Annotated in this window: 12 protein-coding genes; 8 read left to right on the top strand and 4 right to left on the bottom strand. The window is 70.0% G+C overall.

Translation table 11 applies throughout. The features are described 5' to 3' along the window. The first annotated feature begins 145 nt into the window (after window positions 1-145). The 3 genes from ABD466_RS05170 (at window position 146) to ABD466_RS05160 (ending at window position 5074) form a co-directional block, all read left to right on the top strand. On the top strand, window positions 146-1714 hold the full coding sequence (locus ABD466_RS05170; protein WP_344655768.1) for a hypothetical protein: 1569 nt from the start codon (window positions 146-148) through the stop codon (window positions 1712-1714). Continuing rightward, window positions 1711-3516, top strand: a complete 1806-nt coding sequence (locus ABD466_RS05165) for a cytochrome P450 (RefSeq protein WP_344655767.1) — start codon at window positions 1711-1713, stop codon at window positions 3514-3516. Before ABD466_RS05170 ends, ABD466_RS05165 begins: the two co-directional genes overlap by 4 nt. Window positions 3517-3733: 217 nt before the next feature. After that, window positions 3734-5074, top strand: a complete 1341-nt coding sequence (locus ABD466_RS05160) for an FAD-binding oxidoreductase (RefSeq protein ID WP_344655766.1) — start codon at window positions 3734-3736, stop codon at window positions 5072-5074. Between the two features lie 227 nt (window positions 5075-5301). Here ABD466_RS05160 and ABD466_RS05155 read toward each other — a convergent pair whose 3' ends face one another. Genes ABD466_RS05155 through ABD466_RS05145 form a run of 3 tightly spaced genes read right to left on the bottom strand, consistent with a single transcriptional unit; the run spans window position 5302 to window position 9509 of the window. Further along, window positions 5302-7041 carry a glycerol-3-phosphate dehydrogenase/oxidase gene (locus ABD466_RS05155; protein WP_425558537.1) on the bottom strand — a complete coding sequence of 580 codons (1740 nt, stop codon included), beginning with the start codon at window positions 7039-7041 and terminating at the stop codon, window positions 5302-5304. Between the two features lie 46 nt (window positions 7042-7087). Continuing rightward, window positions 7088-8608: a glycerol kinase GlpK gene (gene glpK / locus ABD466_RS05150; protein WP_344655765.1), complete on the bottom strand. Its 1521-nt coding sequence runs from the start codon at window positions 8606-8608 to the stop codon at window positions 7088-7090. Between the two features lie 58 nt (window positions 8609-8666). Beyond that, window positions 8667-9509, bottom strand: coding sequence for an MIP/aquaporin family protein (locus ABD466_RS05145; protein WP_344655764.1), 843 nt, complete (start codon window positions 9507-9509; stop codon window positions 8667-8669). Window positions 9510-9849: 340 nt separating this feature from the next. Between ABD466_RS05145 and ABD466_RS05140 the strand changes: the two genes are divergently transcribed. The 4 genes from ABD466_RS05140 (at window position 9850) to ABD466_RS05125 (ending at window position 14171) form a co-directional block, all read left to right on the top strand. Beyond that, window positions 9850-10617 (top strand): IclR family transcriptional regulator, encoded by a 768-nt coding sequence (locus tag ABD466_RS05140; protein WP_344655763.1) that lies wholly within the window; start codon window positions 9850-9852, stop codon window positions 10615-10617. A gap of 208 nt (window positions 10618-10825) precedes the next feature. After that, entirely contained in the window at window positions 10826-12340 is a 1515-nt protein-coding gene (gene glpK, locus ABD466_RS05135; RefSeq protein WP_344655762.1) for a glycerol kinase GlpK, read from the top strand. Between the two features lie 91 nt (window positions 12341-12431). Continuing rightward, the gene (locus tag ABD466_RS05130) at window positions 12432-12731 is read left to right on the top strand and encodes a cupin domain-containing protein (protein ID WP_344655761.1); all 300 of its coding nucleotides are present in this window, start codon (window positions 12432-12434) and stop codon (window positions 12729-12731) included. Between the two features lie 204 nt (window positions 12732-12935). Then, on the top strand, window positions 12936-14171 hold the full coding sequence (locus tag ABD466_RS05125; RefSeq protein WP_344655760.1) for a penicillin-binding transpeptidase domain-containing protein: 1236 nt from the start codon (window positions 12936-12938) through the stop codon (window positions 14169-14171). Between the two features lie 230 nt (window positions 14172-14401). On the opposite strand, the gene ABD466_RS05120 is transcribed toward ABD466_RS05125, so the two are convergent. Next, window positions 14402-14665 (bottom strand): metal-sensitive transcriptional regulator, encoded by a 264-nt coding sequence (locus ABD466_RS05120; protein ID WP_344655759.1) that lies wholly within the window; start codon window positions 14663-14665, stop codon window positions 14402-14404. Between the two features lie 159 nt (window positions 14666-14824). Here ABD466_RS05120 and ABD466_RS05115 point away from each other — a divergent pair, with 159 nt between their 5' ends. Next, entirely contained in the window at window positions 14825-15142 is a 318-nt protein-coding gene (locus ABD466_RS05115) for a rhodanese-like domain-containing protein (protein ID WP_344655758.1), read from the top strand. Window positions 15143-15257 lie beyond the last annotated feature (115 nt).

Raw genomic sequence — 15257 nt, 5'->3', positions numbered from 1 at the left:
ATGGTGGTGCGCTGGCGCGTGATCGGCCGGCCGGCTGCGGCGCGGGAACGGTCCGCAGACGCTTCTCAGCGTGGCCGGGTGGTGCGCGACGGCGAGATTCGCGGACAGGGAAGTCATCGCTGTAAGACATCCTAGCGGAGGGCAGATGGAGCAGGTATTACCGACCATCGAGTATTGGCGTCGCCGCATTGAGGACCACCCGCTGCATACCTGGCTGGTGACCGATGAGGAGGGCGTTCTCCCGGAACAGAAGTTGTGGTTCGCGCTCTACTTCACGAACTTCATCATGTATTTCAAGGAGCTGAATCTCTATCACATCTCCTACCGCGACGATCGGGTGCTCGACCCGCGGCGGGAGGCGATCTCCGCGCACGCCGACGAGGACATGACGCACTCCCGGATGTTCATGCGGGATCTGCGGACGCTCGGCTGGGACGAGATGCTGGGGTGGCGTCCGTCGGAGTTGTACTACTGGCTGTTCCTCAGCGAGGTCAACGAGCAGTTGCGCCGCCGCACCACGCAGATCACGAAGCTGGTCATCGAGGCGGAGGACCCGGAGGTCCGCTTCGCGGTCGTGGAATCGATCGAGATATGCGGCAACGCGCTGTTCCGGCACACCAACAAGGTGGCCAATGAGTTCAAGGACCGCACCGGCAAGGAGCTCATCTACTGGGGTGACTTCCACCTCGCGCGGGAGACCGGCAATGCCGTGGACGACGACGCGTTCGATGGGGCGGTGCTCACCGAGGAGCAGCGCGAGGCGGCGCGGCGGCGGGCGATCCGGATCTTCGAGCTGATCGACGAGCAGAACAGCGACATGCTGCGGCTCGCCCAGGAGACGATCTCGCAGGGCGGCTTCGGCTACCGGCGTGGCATCCACGCGGCGCCGCCGAGCTGGGTGCCCACGGTTCCCGGTCCGGAGGTGTTCGACTTCAACTTCTGGCCGGACACAGACGCGCATCCGAGTCAGCGCGTCATCCAGCAGACCTGGCGGCAGTGCCGGCAGGCGTTGCGCGACTCCGAGCACATGAGCTTCTTCCACGCCGACACGCTGGCCGAAGCGGAGGCCAAACTGCGCTTCGCAGTGCTCTACAGCGCCACCGACACCTGCGGCACACCGACTGTCTACAAGTACATGCTGCCGTACCCGATCCCGGTCAACGCGCAGCAGCGGGCGATCAACCGGCTGAGCAAGCGGTTCGGCCGCCGGGCCGCGATGCTGTTCGTCGACTGGCAGTCGCTGCGACTCGACGAGCACCTGGACTGGTCGGTCAGCCGCACGCTCGACTTCATCTACCTCGACAAGGCCACCGACGCGCACCGCGACACCCGGGGCATCATCACCCACCACATCGACATCACGCTCGATCCCGTCCTGCGCTACTGGACGATCGCCACGCTCAAGGGTCTGACCGAGACGTACGCGTCGGCCACCGGTGACCTGGCCGAATGGGTGGCCGGGGAGACCGGGCTGGATCTGCCGTACATGACGCTGCGGCTGCGCCCGGACGCGCCGGAGCTGGAGGATGATCCGGAGGCCGAGGCCATCGAGTTCTGGCGGCTGCCGGTCAGCGAGGAGACCGCACAGCAGGGCGTCGCCTTGGTCACCGGGATCTACGAGCAGATCGTCGCCCGGCTCGACGCCATGGTCGCCTCCTGGGACAAGCAGGACTATCCCGAGGTGCTGCGGACGCTCGAGGAGACCGGTCGATGACGGTCACCGCGGTCATCTTCGATGTCGGTGGCGTGCTGGCCCATCCCGGTGCGGGCCAGTTCCCGGAGGAGTTCTTCGGCAGCCGGTGGGCGGACGGCGACCACCCATGGCATCGCCTCGAACGCGGCGAGCTGACCCTGGCGCAGGCGATGCCGCTGCTGGACCTGCCGCCGGGCCCGCCGCGCCCGCCTTTGCCGTACACGCTGGACGAGGACTACCTCGAACTCGCCGAGCAGCTGGCCGAGGCCGGTGTGAAGCTCGCGCTGTGCACGAACACGCCCAAGGAGTCCGCGCCGTTGTGGCAGGCGCTGTACCCCTGGGCGGACGTCTTCGACGTGATCATCCGTTCTTGCGACATCGGCGCGCGCAAGCCCGACGTGCGCATGGTACGCACGGCATTGGAACAACTCGGAACCGAGCCGAGCGAGACCTTGTTCGTCGACGACCTGCCGGCCAACCGCGAGTCGGCTCACACCCTCGGTGTGACCACCGTCGACGGCAGCGGCCAGGAGGGCATCGCCCGCATCCGCGAGCTGACCGGTGTCGGGGCGGACGCCCCGCGCCGGGCGGTCGGCTACCGCGGCCCGCGGCGACCGCCCGTCAAGAGCCGCGGTGACCAGCTGCTGGTGGACGTGATGTTCGCCCCGGAACACAACGACGATCCGTACCCTCTGCTGCGGGAGCTGCGCGAGACCTCGCCGCTGCACCAGCTGTCCGGCGGCAGCCCGGTCTGGTACGCCACGCGGTACCAAGACTGCCGTCAGGTGCTGCGCCATCCGGAGTTCCTGAAGAACACCGAGTACATGGCGGTGGACTTCGTCACCGGCGAGGCCGTGCCGCCACCACCGGCCTCGCTGACCCTGCCGCTGGCCTTCATCGACCCGCCTGAGCACACCCCGGTACGCCGGCTGATGAACACCGGGTTCACCCGCCGGCGGCTGGACGACTGGCGGCCGTGGTTGCGCGGGCTGGCCACGGAGATCGTCAGCAAGGCGCTGTCCGAGGCCGGACCGGTCGAGGTGGTCGAGGCGATCTCCTATCCGCTGGCCATGCAGGTCATCTGCGACCTGGTCGGCGTGCCGGCAAGCGCCCGCGACGATTTCCGGTCGCTCATGCGGGACGCGTCGGTCATCTTCGAGCCGGCCCTGCCGCCCCAGCGGACCTACGACGCGATCATCGCGATCATGCAGATGACCGAGTTCCTCACCGAACTCGGCGATACGCAGGAGGGGCTGCTGCGCGACCTGCTTCACGCGGCCCGCGCCGACGGCGACGTGTCCGACCAGGACGTGATCGCCAATGTCACCTTCCTGTTCTTCGCCGGTTTCGAGACCGTCGCCCACCTGCTGTCCATCACGATGTTCCTGATGGCCACCCACCCTGATCAGTACGCACTGCTGACCGCCTCACCACAGCTCGCTCCCTCCGCGGCCCAGGAATGCCACCGCTTCCACAGCCCGGTGCAGACCAACGCCCGGGTCGCCAACCGGGACATCGACCTGGCCGGCACGATCATTCCCGCCGGCAACGCCGTGGTGACCCTCCTCGGCGCGGCCAACCGCGATCCGGACGCGTACCCCGACCCGGACCGGTTCGACATCACCCGCACCGGGCCGAGTCCGCTGACGTTCGGCACGGGGATCCACTACTGTCTCGGCAACCAACTCGCCCCTCTGGAGGCCACAGTTCTCTTGGATTGCCTGGTCGCGGCCGGCATTCGGCAGATCACCCCCCGGAAGGCCGACTGGAAGCACGCGATCGTGCTGCGCGGCTTCGACACACTGGAGCTCGACTTCAGCTGAACAGCCACCAGGCCTCCGGCCGGCAAGACGAAGTGCCGCGGTCGCAAGGCGGGCCGCGGCACGTTCAGCATTCAAAGTATTTTGTGCCGACTTGTACCAATGCGCGGAAGGGGTTGGCCGCCGACCCTAAAGGGTTACTAAGCCCTGTACGCGGCCGCCGTGCTCAGTGACGATTGGAGGATAGAGCGCACCGCTAGGTGAAGGAGAACCCTGATCCATGTCTTCCCCTGCAGGCAACGGAATCGAGATCGCCGTCGGGTTGCTGCGTGACCAGCTGCCTGCCGACATGGTCGTGGTCGGGGAGTCGGCGGTCGAGGCGGTGAAGCCGTGGAACGCGCAGGTGCGCCAGCGGCCTGCCGTGATCGTGCGGTGTCGCACGGCCGACGACGTCCGGGCGGCGGTGCTCGCGGCCCGGTCCGGGGGCCTGCCGCTGTCGGTGCTCGGTGGAGGGCATGACTGGGCCGGGGGCGCCATTCGCGAGGGTGGGCTGCTGGTGGACCTGAGCGCCATGCGGCAGGTCGTCGTCGAGGGTGCGGAGGCGCGGGTGGCCGGGGGTGCGACCGTGAGCGACGTCCTGGACGCGGTGCGCCCGCACGGGTACGCGGCGGCGGTGGGCACCGTGAGCTCGGTCGGATTCGCCGGGTTGACGCTCGGGGGTGGGTACGGGACGCTGATCGGCCTGGTCGGCCTCGGTGTCGACAACGTGTCGTCCGCGCAGGTCGTGCTGGCCGACGGGCGGGTGGTGACCGCTGATCCGCAGCACGAGCCCGAGTTGTTCTGGGGCCTGCGGGGCGGAGGCGGCAACTTCGGCGTCGTGACCGAGCTTCGCACCCGCCTGCACCCGCATGCCGAGGTCACGACCGGCATGATCGCCTTCGGCTGGGAGCAGGCGGGGTCGGTGCTGCGGGGCTGGCGGGATCTGACCTCCACGGCGGATGACGCGCTCGACGTGATGTTCGGGGCTCTGCACACGCCCGCGGGCCTGGTCCTGTTCACCAGCCCGACGTGGGCCGGAGACCCCGCCGGCGCCGACGAGCAGATCGGCCGGGTCCGCGCCCTCGGCGATCCGGTGCTGGAGGACTTCGGACGCCGCGCGCTGGCCGACGCCGTCCACGCCATGGACGAGCTGTTCCCCCGCGGGGGCAACTACTATCTCAGTAGCCTGCTCCTGCCGCGCCTCACCGACGCGGCCGTCGACGACTTCGTGCGCGCAGGTGACGCGATGCCCGCCACCTGCGCCTTGAACGTCCACCACTCGCACGGCGCGGCGACCCGCGTGGCCGCGACCGAGACGGCATACCAGTACCGTGACGAACACCTGGTGCTGGAGATCCTGGGATCCTGGACGGACGGCGACGGCGCGGAGGAGTCAGCTTGGGTCCGAGAGACCGAGCGCCGCATGGACGCATACGCCCTGGCAGGCGGTTGGACGAATCTCATGGCGCGCGACAACCCTCGCGTGGCCGACGCGTACGGGGGCAACACGGAGAGGTTGCTCGCGGTCAAGGCGCACTACGACCCTGACGGGGTGTTCATGGCGATGCCGATGCCGAAGTAGACAGCCGGTACCGGTCACGGCGCCCACGACCACGGCGGCTTCGGTCCCGGTGGACATCGGCCAGGCAGCCCGTGGCGTCGCGGCTCCGATCGGAGCCGCGACGCCTGGCCTTCGCCCTTCTGGCCACCGCGATCGTGATGTCCACGGCGGCCTGCTCTACGGCGACATGCCGTCAACCCTCGGTTGCGTGTGAGTCGGGTGAGGATCGAGCTCCGGCGATCGACCGCCTACCCGAAGACCCTCTCCCCCGCGACGTCATACAGATCCGGCGCAGCCCGCCGAGCCGCGTCGGCCGCTGAGTCGCCCGCCTGGGTCTGCGACTCCCGTTCCGCCGCGACGCGAGCCAGATATCGTTCCACCTCCTCCCTGACCGTCTCCTCGCTCCATCCGAGGACTGGTGCGATCAGGGCCGCCACCTCCGGCGCCGCCGCCGCCCCGCGGTCGCGGACCTCGATCGAGATCCTGGTCCGGCGTGTCAGCACGTCCTCCAGGTGCAGTGCGCCCTCGTGGGATGCCGCGTAGACCGCCTCCGCGCGCAGGTAGTCGTCGGCGCCCGCGATCGGGTCGCGGAGCGAATCGTCGGCGGCGATCAGTTCCAGGAGTTCGTCCACGCAGGACCCGTATCTGCGCAGCAGGTGCTCCACGCGGACCGGATGCAGGCCCGTGCGGCGGGCAATCCGCGCCCGCTCGTTCCAGCGTGCTGCGAAGCCCTCGGCGCCGAGTACCGGGACCTTGTCGGTCACCGATGCGGGTATGTCGGTCGTCGAGGGCGATCCGCCCGTGGGGGTCAGGTCCGCGACCGCGGTGTCGATCGCGTCCTTGGCCATGACCCGGTAGGTCGTGTACTTCCCGCCGGTCACGATCACCAGGCCGGGGGCTGGTGAGGCGACCACGTGTTCGCGGGACAGCTTCGTGGTCTGGTCCGCGTCGCCCGACAGCAGGGGGCGCAGGCCGACGTACACGCCTTCGATGTCCTGGTCCGTCAGCGGTGTGGCGAGCACGGCGTTGGCGTGTTCCAGGAGGTAGTCGATGTCGGCCCGGCTGGCGGCCGGGTGGTCGCGGTCCAGGTTCCAGTCGGTGTCGGTGGTGCCGATCAGCCAATGCCGACCCCAGGGGATGATGAACAGGACGCTCTTCTCGGTGCGGGAGATCAGGCCGGTGCTCAGAGCGATCCGGTCTCGGGGCACGACCAGGTGGACGCCCTTGGACGCCCGGACCGACACCGAGCCGCGCAGGTTCGCGAGGTCGTGGATGTCGTCCGTCCAGACCCCGGTGGCCGCCACGACCTGGCGGGCGCGGACCTCGATGCGGTGGTCGCCTTCCAGGTCGTGCACGACGGCGCCGGTGATACGGCCGCCCTCGTGGCGGAAGCCGGTGACGCGGGCGCGGGTGGCGACGCTCGCCCCGTACTGTGCCGCGGTGCGGGCCAGGGCCATCGTGAAGCGGGCGTCGTCGACCTGCGCGTCGTAGTACTGGATCGCGCCGACCAGTGACTCCGGGCGGAGGGCGGGTGCCCGGCGCAGGGTGGCGGTCTTGGTCAGGTGGCGGTGCCTGGGCAGGGCGCGGGCGCCGCCCATGGTGTCGTAGAGCAGGACGCCCGCGCCGATGTAGAAGCGCTCCCACATCCGGTGCCGGAGCGGCAGCAGGAACGGGACCGGCCGCACCAGGTGCGGCGCGATCCGGTTCAGCAGCAGACCGCGCTCGGTCAGTGCCTCGCGCACCAGGCCGAAGTCGCGCTGCTCCAGGTAGCGGAGTCCGCCGTGGATGAGCTTGCTGGAGCGGCTCGACGTGCCCGCCGCCCAGTCGCGGGCCTCGACCAGGGCGACGGACAGACCGCGGGTGGCCGCGTCGAGCGCGGCCCCGGCTCCGACCACGCCGCCGCCCACGACCAGGACGTCGAACTCTTCCTCGGCCATCTGCTGGAGCGCGCTGAGCCGATATTGCGCGCCCAGAGGAGTGGATTGCACAGTGCTTCCTTCGTTATGCGACGGATGGGTGCGCGCCGGGTGCGCGTCAGTCTTCGAACTCGACCCAGTCCAGGGTCCGGGCGACGGCCTTCTTCCAGTTGCGGTAGCCCTTGGCCCGCACCGCCTCGTCGGCCTGCGGCTGCCAGCGCTTGTCCTCGTTCCAGTTGCTGACCAGTTCGTCCGTCGACTTCCAGAACCCGACGGCCAGACCCGCGGCGTAGGCGGCGCCCAGCGCCGTGGTCTCCGCGACGACCGGCTTGGACACCGGGACGCCGAGCACGTCGGCCTGGATCTGCATGGCCAGCTCGTTGGCGGTCACGCCGCCGTCGACGCGCAGCACGTCCAGCCGTACGCCCGAGTCCTGCTCCATCGCCTCGACGACGTCGCGGGTCTGGTACGCGATCGACTCCAGGGTGGCGCGGGCCAGGTGGGCGTTGGTGTTGAAGCGGGAGAGCCCGACGATCGCGCCGCGGGCGTCCGAACGCCAGTAGGGTGCGAACAGGCCGGAGAACGCGGGCACGAAGTACACGCCGCCGTTGTCCTCGACCTGCCGGGCCAGCGCCTCGCTCTGCGCGGCGCCGGAGATGATGCCCAGCTGGTCGCGCAGCCACTGCACGGCCGAGCCGGTGACGGCGATGGACCCTTCGAGCGCGTACACGGCGTCCTCGTCGCCGAACTGGTACGCGACCGTGGTGAGCAGCCCGTTCTCCGAGCGGACGATCTCCTTGCCGGTGTTCAGCAGCAGGAAGTTGCCGGTTCCGTAGGTGTTCTTCGCCGTGCCGGGGGTGAAGCAGACCTGGCCGACGGTCGCGGCCTGCTGGTCGCCGAGGTCGCCGGTGAGCGGGACTTCGCCGCGCAGCGGGCCGTCGGCGCGGGTGACGCCGTAGCCCCGCGGGTCGGAGGACGGCCGGATGGCCGGGAGCATGGCGCGCGGGACGGTGAAGAACGCCAGGAGCTCGTCGTCCCAGTCCAGCGTCTCCAGGTTCATCAGCATCGTGCGGCTGGCGTTGGTGACGTCGGTGACGTGCACGCCGCCGTCGACCCCGCCGGTCAGGTTCCAGATCAGCCAGGTGTCCATGGTGCCGAAGACGGCGTCGCCGGCCTCGGCGTCGGCCCGCAGCCCCTCGACGTTCTCCAGCAGCCACTGGATCTTGCCGCCGGAGAAGTACGTCGCCGGGGGCAGCCCGGCCTTGCGCCGGATGACCTGGCCGCGCTCGTCCTGGTCCAGGGCCGCGGCGATGCGGTCGGTGCGGGTGTCCTGCCAGACGATGGCGTTGTAGTAGGGCCGTCCGGTGCGGCGGTTCCACACCACGGAGGTCTCGCGCTGGTTGGTGATGCCGAGCGCGGCGAGGTCGTCGGCGTGCAGGTGCGCCTCGTTCATCGCGGTCTCGATGACCGCCCGGGTCCGTTCCCAGACCTCGGTGGGGTTGTGCTCGACCCAGCCGGCCCGCGGCAGGATCTGGGAGTGCTCGAGCTGGTGCCGGGCCACCTCGTCGCCGCCGTGATCGAAGATCATGAAGCGGGTGCTGGTGGTGCCCTGGTCGACCGCGCCGACGTAGTCAGCCATGAAGTGTCGCCTCTCTGGAGGATGCGCTGGGTGGGTAGGACTGTTGTACGGGAACCGACTACGCAGTCTGATGCTCCGGGACGGCCGTTTCGAGGGAACCGGGCTGTGGCGTCTCGTCGGCGGGCAGGAAGACGCCGACCAGGACCCGGTACAGCCAGGCGCCGAGCAGCGCGCCGATGATCGGGCCGACGATCGGCACCCAGAAGTACAGGTCGCCGTACTGGTCGCGGAACGCGTGCCCGAACCCGGTGAGGAACGAGGCCAGCCGGGGGCCGAAGTCGCGGGCCGGGTTGATGGCGTAGCCGGCGTCGGTGCCCCAGGCCATGCCGATGGCGACCACGATGAAGCCGACCACGACCGGCGCCAGGTTGGCGGCCGGCGCGGTGTTGCGCAGGTCGGTGACCGCGAGGATGCAGAACAGCAGGATCGCCGTCCCGATCACCTGGTCGCGGAACCCGCCCCACAGGTGCACCGGCAGCGCGCCGTTGCCGGGCAGCGTCGAGAAGATGCCCTGGCTGCTGACACCGTGGTGCGGGTCGAGCTTGTCGAGCACCTCGCTGTAGTTCCAGCGGACGACCAGCGCCGCGACGAAGGCGCCGGCGGTCTGGGCCAGCGAGTACGGCAGCACCTTGCGCCACGAGAAGCCGCCGAAGGCGGCCAGCGCTACGGTGACCGCCGGGTTGAGGTGCGCTCCGCTGATCTTGCCGGCGACGTAGACGCCCAGGATGACGCCGAACCCCCAGGCCCAGGCGATGCTGTCGTGGCCGCCGAGGCCGCCGGCCACGACCTGTGCCACGACTCCGAGGCCGAACAGCAGAAGGATGAACGTGCCCGCGAACTCCGCGGCCAGTTCTCCCACGAGCCCCTTGGCCCGGATGCGATCCGCAATGCGATCCGCCATGTCTCCTCCTGAGACCTCCACGGTTGGGGCCCCGGCCGTCCGGGGCGCCTGGCGGCCCGTGGCGGTGCTTGGACCACTGCCAGGGGCTTGCGGAGAAGCGTGCGGGCCGCGAAACGGTCCGTCAACGTATGACGGTCGACATTGTCGAACTCTGGTCAGGATCCCCGACCTGGAGTACCGTCCCGCGACATGGCGGAAACTCCGGCGTACTGGGCGGTCGCGGCACGGAGCGGCGGCCGACGTGCTGCGCACTCGCCACCGCACCGGGCGGCATCGGACTTCTCGGGGAAAACCCTGTTCGACACCGTCGACCGCCAGACGAAGGGTTATCATCACCGCCATGCCGGGACCTGTGCAGTCCATCGAACGCGCGGCAGCGATCCTGCGCCTGCTGGCCCGCGGTTCGGGGCGGCTGGGCGTCGGCGAGATAGCGGCGTCGCTCGGGCTGGCGAAGGGGACGGCGCACGGCATCCTGCGCACCCTTCAGGGCGTCGGGTTCGTCGAGCAGGACAAGGCCAGCGGCAAGTACCAGCTCGGCGCCACCCTGCTGCACCTGGGAACCAGCTACCTGGACGTCAACGAGCTCCGGTCCCGGGCGATCAACTGGGCCGACGCCCTGGCCGCGCGCAGCGGCGAGGCGGTCTGGATCGGCACCCTGCTGGACGGCAAGGTCCTCGTCGTCCACCATGTCTTCCGGCCCGACGACTCCTTGCAGAGCCTGGAGGTGGGCGCGCTGCTACCCCTGCACGCGACCGCTCTGGGCAAGGTCCTGCTCGCCTACGACACCCAGGCCGCGGCGTGCCTGAGCGACACCGAACTGGAGCCGCTCACCCGCCGCACCCTGGTGTCCCCCACCGCGCTGCGCCGGGAGACGGCGAAGGTCCGCGAGCACGGCTTCGCCGCCGAGATCGAGGAGTCGACGCTGGGCCAGGCCTCGCTCGCCGCGCCGATCCGCGGCTACGGCGGGCTCGTGGTGGGGGCGATCAGCATCACCGGCGCGGTGGACCGGTTGTGCCCCTCGGGCGGCCGGCCCGATCCGGCGCTGGTCGACTTCGTACAGAACGCCGCACAGATGATTTCCCGGGACCTCGGCGCCGGGCGCTGGTAGGTCCCCGTCCGCCGAGGGCCGGGCAGGGTTGGAAGCACGGCCTGAAGCAGGGCCTGAAGCAGGGCCTGAAGCAGGGCCTGAAGCAGGGCCTGAAGCATCACCCCGGGCACAGCGCCCGGCACGGCACCCGCGGCTGGCCCCACCGCGGCCGGCCCGCCCGCCACCGCCCCGCAGTCAGCCTGACTCCCCCTCACCGAAAGGCGGCACCATGGTCGCGCACTACGTGATGTCGGTCGATCAGGGCACCACTTCCACCCGCTGCATCCTGTTCGACCGCGGAGGCCGCCTGGTGTCGGTGTCCCAGCGCGAGCACAAGCAGTACTTCCCCAAGCCCGGCTGGGTCGAGCACGACGCCGCCGAGATCTGGCGCAACCTGGAGCACCTGGCGCCGGAGGCGCTGCACCGGGTCGGCGTCGAGCCCCGGCAGGTGGCCGCCCTCGGCATCACCAACCAGCGCGAGACCACCGTGCTGTGGGACCGGAACACCGGCCACCCGGTCAGCCGCGCGATCGTGTGGCAGGACACCCGCACCGACGCCCTCGTCGCGGAGTTCACGCAGCGCCCCGACGCCGGGATCGTGCAGGAACTCTCCGGCCTGCCGCTGGCCACCTACTTCTCGGCCCCGCGCATCCGCTGGCTCCTGGACCACACGCCGGGGCTGTACGAACAGGCCGAGCGCGGCGACGTGCTGTTCGGCACCATCGAGAGCTGGCTGATCTGGAACCTGACCGGCGGACCGGACGGCGGTGAGCACATCACCGACGTGACCAACGCGAGCCGGACCCAGCTCATGGACATCAGAACCCTGCAATGGTCGCCGGAGCTGCTCGCGTTCTTCGGCGTTCCCGCGGCGATGCTCCCGCGGATCCGGTCCTCGGCGGAGATCTACGGACGAGCCGAGCGCGCCGTCCCGGGCGTCCGCATCGCCGCCGCGCTCGGCGACCAGCAGGCCGCCCTGTTCGGCCAGACCTGCTTCTCCCCCGGCGAGGCCAAGTGCACCTACGGCACCGGCAGCTTCCTGCTGCTGAACACCGGCGACACCCCGATCCGCTCACGACACGGACTGCTCACCACGGTGGCGTACCGGGTGGGCACGGAGCCGGCCGTCTACGCCCTCGAAGGGTCGATAGCCGTGACCGGCTCCCTCGTCCAGTGGTTCCGGGACAGCCTCGGCCTGATCACCACCGCCCCGGAGATCGAGACACTGGCCCGCACCGTCGAGGACAACGGCGGCTGCTACATCGTGCCGGCCTTTTCCGGCCTCTACGCGCCGCACTGGCGCAGCGAGGCCCGCGGCGTCATCGTGGGCCTGACCTCGTACATCACCAAGGGCCACCTGGCCCGGGCCGTGCTGGAGGCGACCGGCTGGCAGACCCGCGAGGTGGTGGACGCGATGAACGCCGACTCTGGGCTGGCCCTGAGCACCCTCAAGGTCGACGGTGGCATGACCGCGGACAACCTGCTGATGCAGTTCGTCGCGGACGTCCTGGCGGCACCGGTCGTCCGTCCCATGGTCGCGGAGACCGTGTCCCTCGGCGCCGCCTACGCCGCGGGCCTCGCGGTCGGCTACTGGCCCGACCTTGAGGGCCTGCGCCGCAACTGGCACCGGGCCGCGTTGTGGAACCCGTCGATGGAGCCCGAACACCGGGACAGCGAATACGCGAACTGGCGGCGCGCGGTCGAGCGGACGTTCGGCTGGCTGCAGCCGGTGGCGGAGAAGTAGGGATCGTCTGATCTTCGCCGACGAGGCGGGCGAGGAATTCCATGGGTAATAGGCAGTAGCCGTCATGGCGGGTTACCGCTAGCATCACCTCGTGATCGATCTTTCTGGAGTGGCCGCAGGCCTGCCGAGCGCTTGGAGTTCGACGGTGCTGGCCAAGGTGGGCGACGCGGCGGTGAAGGTCCTGCGTATGGAAGACACACCGCTCAAGGAGGAGTCTCATTCGCACGACGAGGCACTCCTCGTCGTTGACGGCACCTTGCCACTGCTGGTCGGCGGCGAGAGCGTGACCCTCTCAGCGGGTCAGATGTACGTAGTCCCGGCAGGCGTGGCGCATTCCGTACCGAGCGGGAGCCGAGGGACCCTGGTCATCATCGAGGTGCCTGAGGATTAGCTCCAAGAGGTCGCACGGCAAGACGGCGGGGCGGCCGACGCCTTGGGTCCATAAATGGGTTACAAAGACTCGGTACCTATCTGGCCACTCCTTCATATCGATGCAGTCGCGGTTCGCCGTGGTGGTTACGGTGCGACGGCGTCGGGCGCGACGCGGGTGAGAGCCTGGGACCTCGGATGGTTTCCACAACCGGGGGGTCGGCTCATGCCGAACAAGAAGCCGTTGTACATAGCCGTCGGAGTCATCGCAGCCGGGGCGGTGGCAGCCGGGGCCGTGGTGCTGACCGGCGGGAAGAACTCCTCGTCGGCCCAGCCGGCCGCTCCCGCGGGCGTGACGACTTCGACCACGGCCGGCGCCCTTCCCACGGTCACGACGCCGACAGCGGCCGACTCGCCCTCGTCGGCCCCGACCGCGTCGTCGAGCACGGCGTCGAGCGCGTCGCCGAGCGGGGACGCCACCGGCGCCTTCGCCTCGGACGGCACGACACCGCTGTCGAGCTTCCCCAGCCTGACCAAGATCTCGGACGCGCTCGGCACCTCGGCCCACGTCACCACCACCATCGACCCCCGGTACCAGAACGCCGCCGCGTCCGCGCTGGCCAAGTATCAGGACTCGGCGATGGTGGTGCTGCGGGCGGACACCGGCGAGATCCTCGCGATGGCCTCGCACGGTGCCGCGGACCTGGCCTACCACGCGCAGTTGGCCCCGGGATCGACGTTCAAGGTGGTGACCGCGGAGGACCTGCTGCGCAACGGAGTCCGTGCCTCGACCCCGGCTCCTTGCAAGGCGCACGACGACGAGTACGACGTCTCCAACGACGACACCTCGCTCACCAACGGCCACGCAGACCTGGGCTGGGCGTTCACCTACTCGTGCAACACCTCGTTCACCGGGCTGCTGGGCCGCCTCTCGGGCAGCCCGCTGGACCGGGAGGCGAGCACCTACTTCGGGCTCAACCAGCCATGGGACCTGGGCCTGGGACCGGTCACCTACGGCGCCTCGGGCGCGGCGAACGTCCCCGAGGCGACCGGCGGCGACTTCGCCCGGGAGATGTTCGGCCAAGGCGAGATCACCGTCTCACCGCTGAACATGGCCTCGGTCGCGGCCACAGTCGCCGCGGGCTCCTTCCACCAACCGATTCTGGTGCGCGGCACGAAGGCGTCGGCGCACGCCCAGCCGCTGGACAAGACCGTGGCCGCGACACTGCGCACGCTGATGCGCCGGGTGGTGACCGAGGGAACCGCCAGCTCGCTGCGCCGCGTCAGCCCGGCGGTGAGCGCGAAGACCGGCACGGCCGAGCCGGGCGGCAACGCGGCGAACAACAGCTGGATGATCGCGTTCCAGGGCGACATAGCGGTGGCGTGCCTGGTCGAGGGTGGGGGCCACGGCGATGACGCCGCGGGTCCGGCCATCGCGGCGATGCTGGGGGCCGTGCGGTAGGGGGAGCGAGAGGGGCGAGTACGCGTCGCGGTCGGCCGGTCCGGCGGCGCACCGACGGGGACGACGAGCGGCGTGGCCGAAAGCGCAGCCGGCCCGGCAGGTCGCCGTCGCCCTGCACGAGGCAGATCTGGCGCTGGCCCACCTGCGCGCGTCGGCCCACCGAAGATCCAGCGCCGCGCATCCGGTGCCGGCGTCGTCGGCTTCAGCGACCGGCTCCCGATAGCGCTGGGTCAGGCCAGGGACAGGAACAGCTTCTCCATCTTGGCCAGATCCGCCGCCCGTTCCTCGCCTTCGCCGGACATGCACTGCTCCAGACCGCTGGCGATGACCTTGAACCCGGCCTTGTCCAGCGCCCGGGACACGGCGGCGAGCTGAGTGACCACATCGGCGCAGTCCCGGCCGGCCTCCAGCATGGCGATCACCCCGCGGATCTGACCCTCGGCGCGGCGCAGCCGCTTGACCACGTCGCTGACGGCGTCTTCCTGTACCTGCATGGCTTCCTCTTCAGTCGATATCCGGATGCTCGCCAATATACACCCGGGGGTATAAGGGCAGGTCCGGCCGGAGTTTGACAACAGGGCCGGGCCGCGGGTTACCGTGGAGGCCAGTATACCCCCGGGGGTATTGGGACCGCAGTCGGAGGCTGGCGCCGGATGAACGAGATCGATCAGGAATCCTTCGCCGCCGAGCATGCGGCCGGCGCGTTCGTCGTCGACGTCCGCGAGGCCTGGGAGTACACGGGCGGGCACGTGCCCGGCGCCTGGCTGATCCCGCTGAACCGGCTTCCCTCAGCCCTGGTCGAGTTGTCCCGCACCGACCCCGTGTACGTGATCTGCGCGTCGGGCGACCGCAGCAAGGCAGCTGCCTGGTTTCTGAACGCCGCCGGGCTCCGGGCGTTCTCCGTGACCGACGGCACCGGCGGGTGGGTCCGCGCCGGACGTCCGATCGTCATAGGTGCGCGGAAGCGCTGAGCCCGGCCGGGACGTTGCGCCGGTTTGTCATACCCCCCGGGGTATGCCTAGAATGATCGTCACGGGATACCCATGGGGGTATCCAGGAGGGAACGGTGACGGTGATGACGGTCGT

Source organism: Catenulispora subtropica, assembly GCF_039531675.1.
Classification (GTDB): domain Bacteria; phylum Actinomycetota; class Actinomycetes; order Streptomycetales; family Catenulisporaceae; genus Catenulispora; species Catenulispora subtropica.
Note: the sequence above shows the minus strand (reverse complement) of the source record. Positions and strands in the feature narration are given on the sequence as shown.

Excerpts from the sequence above, each read along its gene's own strand:
- ABD466_RS05120 (WP_344655759.1), bottom strand. The coding sequence starts at position 14,665 with ATGCAGGTACAGGAAGACGCCGTCAGCGACGTGGTCAAGCGGCTGCGC.
- ABD466_RS05145 (WP_344655764.1), bottom strand. The coding sequence starts at position 9,509 with ATGGCGGATCGCATTGCGGATCGCATCCGGGCCAAGGGGCTCGTGGGA.
- ABD466_RS05115 (WP_344655758.1), top strand. The coding sequence starts at position 14,825 with ATGAACGAGATCGATCAGGAATCCTTCGCCGCCGAGCATGCGGCCGGC.
- glpK (WP_344655762.1), top strand. The coding sequence starts at position 10,826 with ATGGTCGCGCACTACGTGATGTCGGTCGATCAGGGCACCACTTCCACC.
- ABD466_RS05160 (WP_344655766.1), top strand. The coding sequence starts at position 3,734 with ATGTCTTCCCCTGCAGGCAACGGAATCGAGATCGCCGTCGGGTTGCTG.
- ABD466_RS05140 (WP_344655763.1), top strand. The coding sequence starts at position 9,850 with ATGCCGGGACCTGTGCAGTCCATCGAACGCGCGGCAGCGATCCTGCGC.
- ABD466_RS05165 (WP_344655767.1), top strand. The coding sequence starts at position 1,711 with ATGACGGTCACCGCGGTCATCTTCGATGTCGGTGGCGTGCTGGCCCAT.
- ABD466_RS05170 (WP_344655768.1), top strand. The coding sequence starts at position 146 with ATGGAGCAGGTATTACCGACCATCGAGTATTGGCGTCGCCGCATTGAG.
- ABD466_RS05125 (WP_344655760.1), top strand. The coding sequence starts at position 12,936 with ATGCCGAACAAGAAGCCGTTGTACATAGCCGTCGGAGTCATCGCAGCC.
- glpK (WP_344655765.1), bottom strand. The coding sequence starts at position 8,608 with ATGGCTGACTACGTCGGCGCGGTCGACCAGGGCACCACCAGCACCCGC.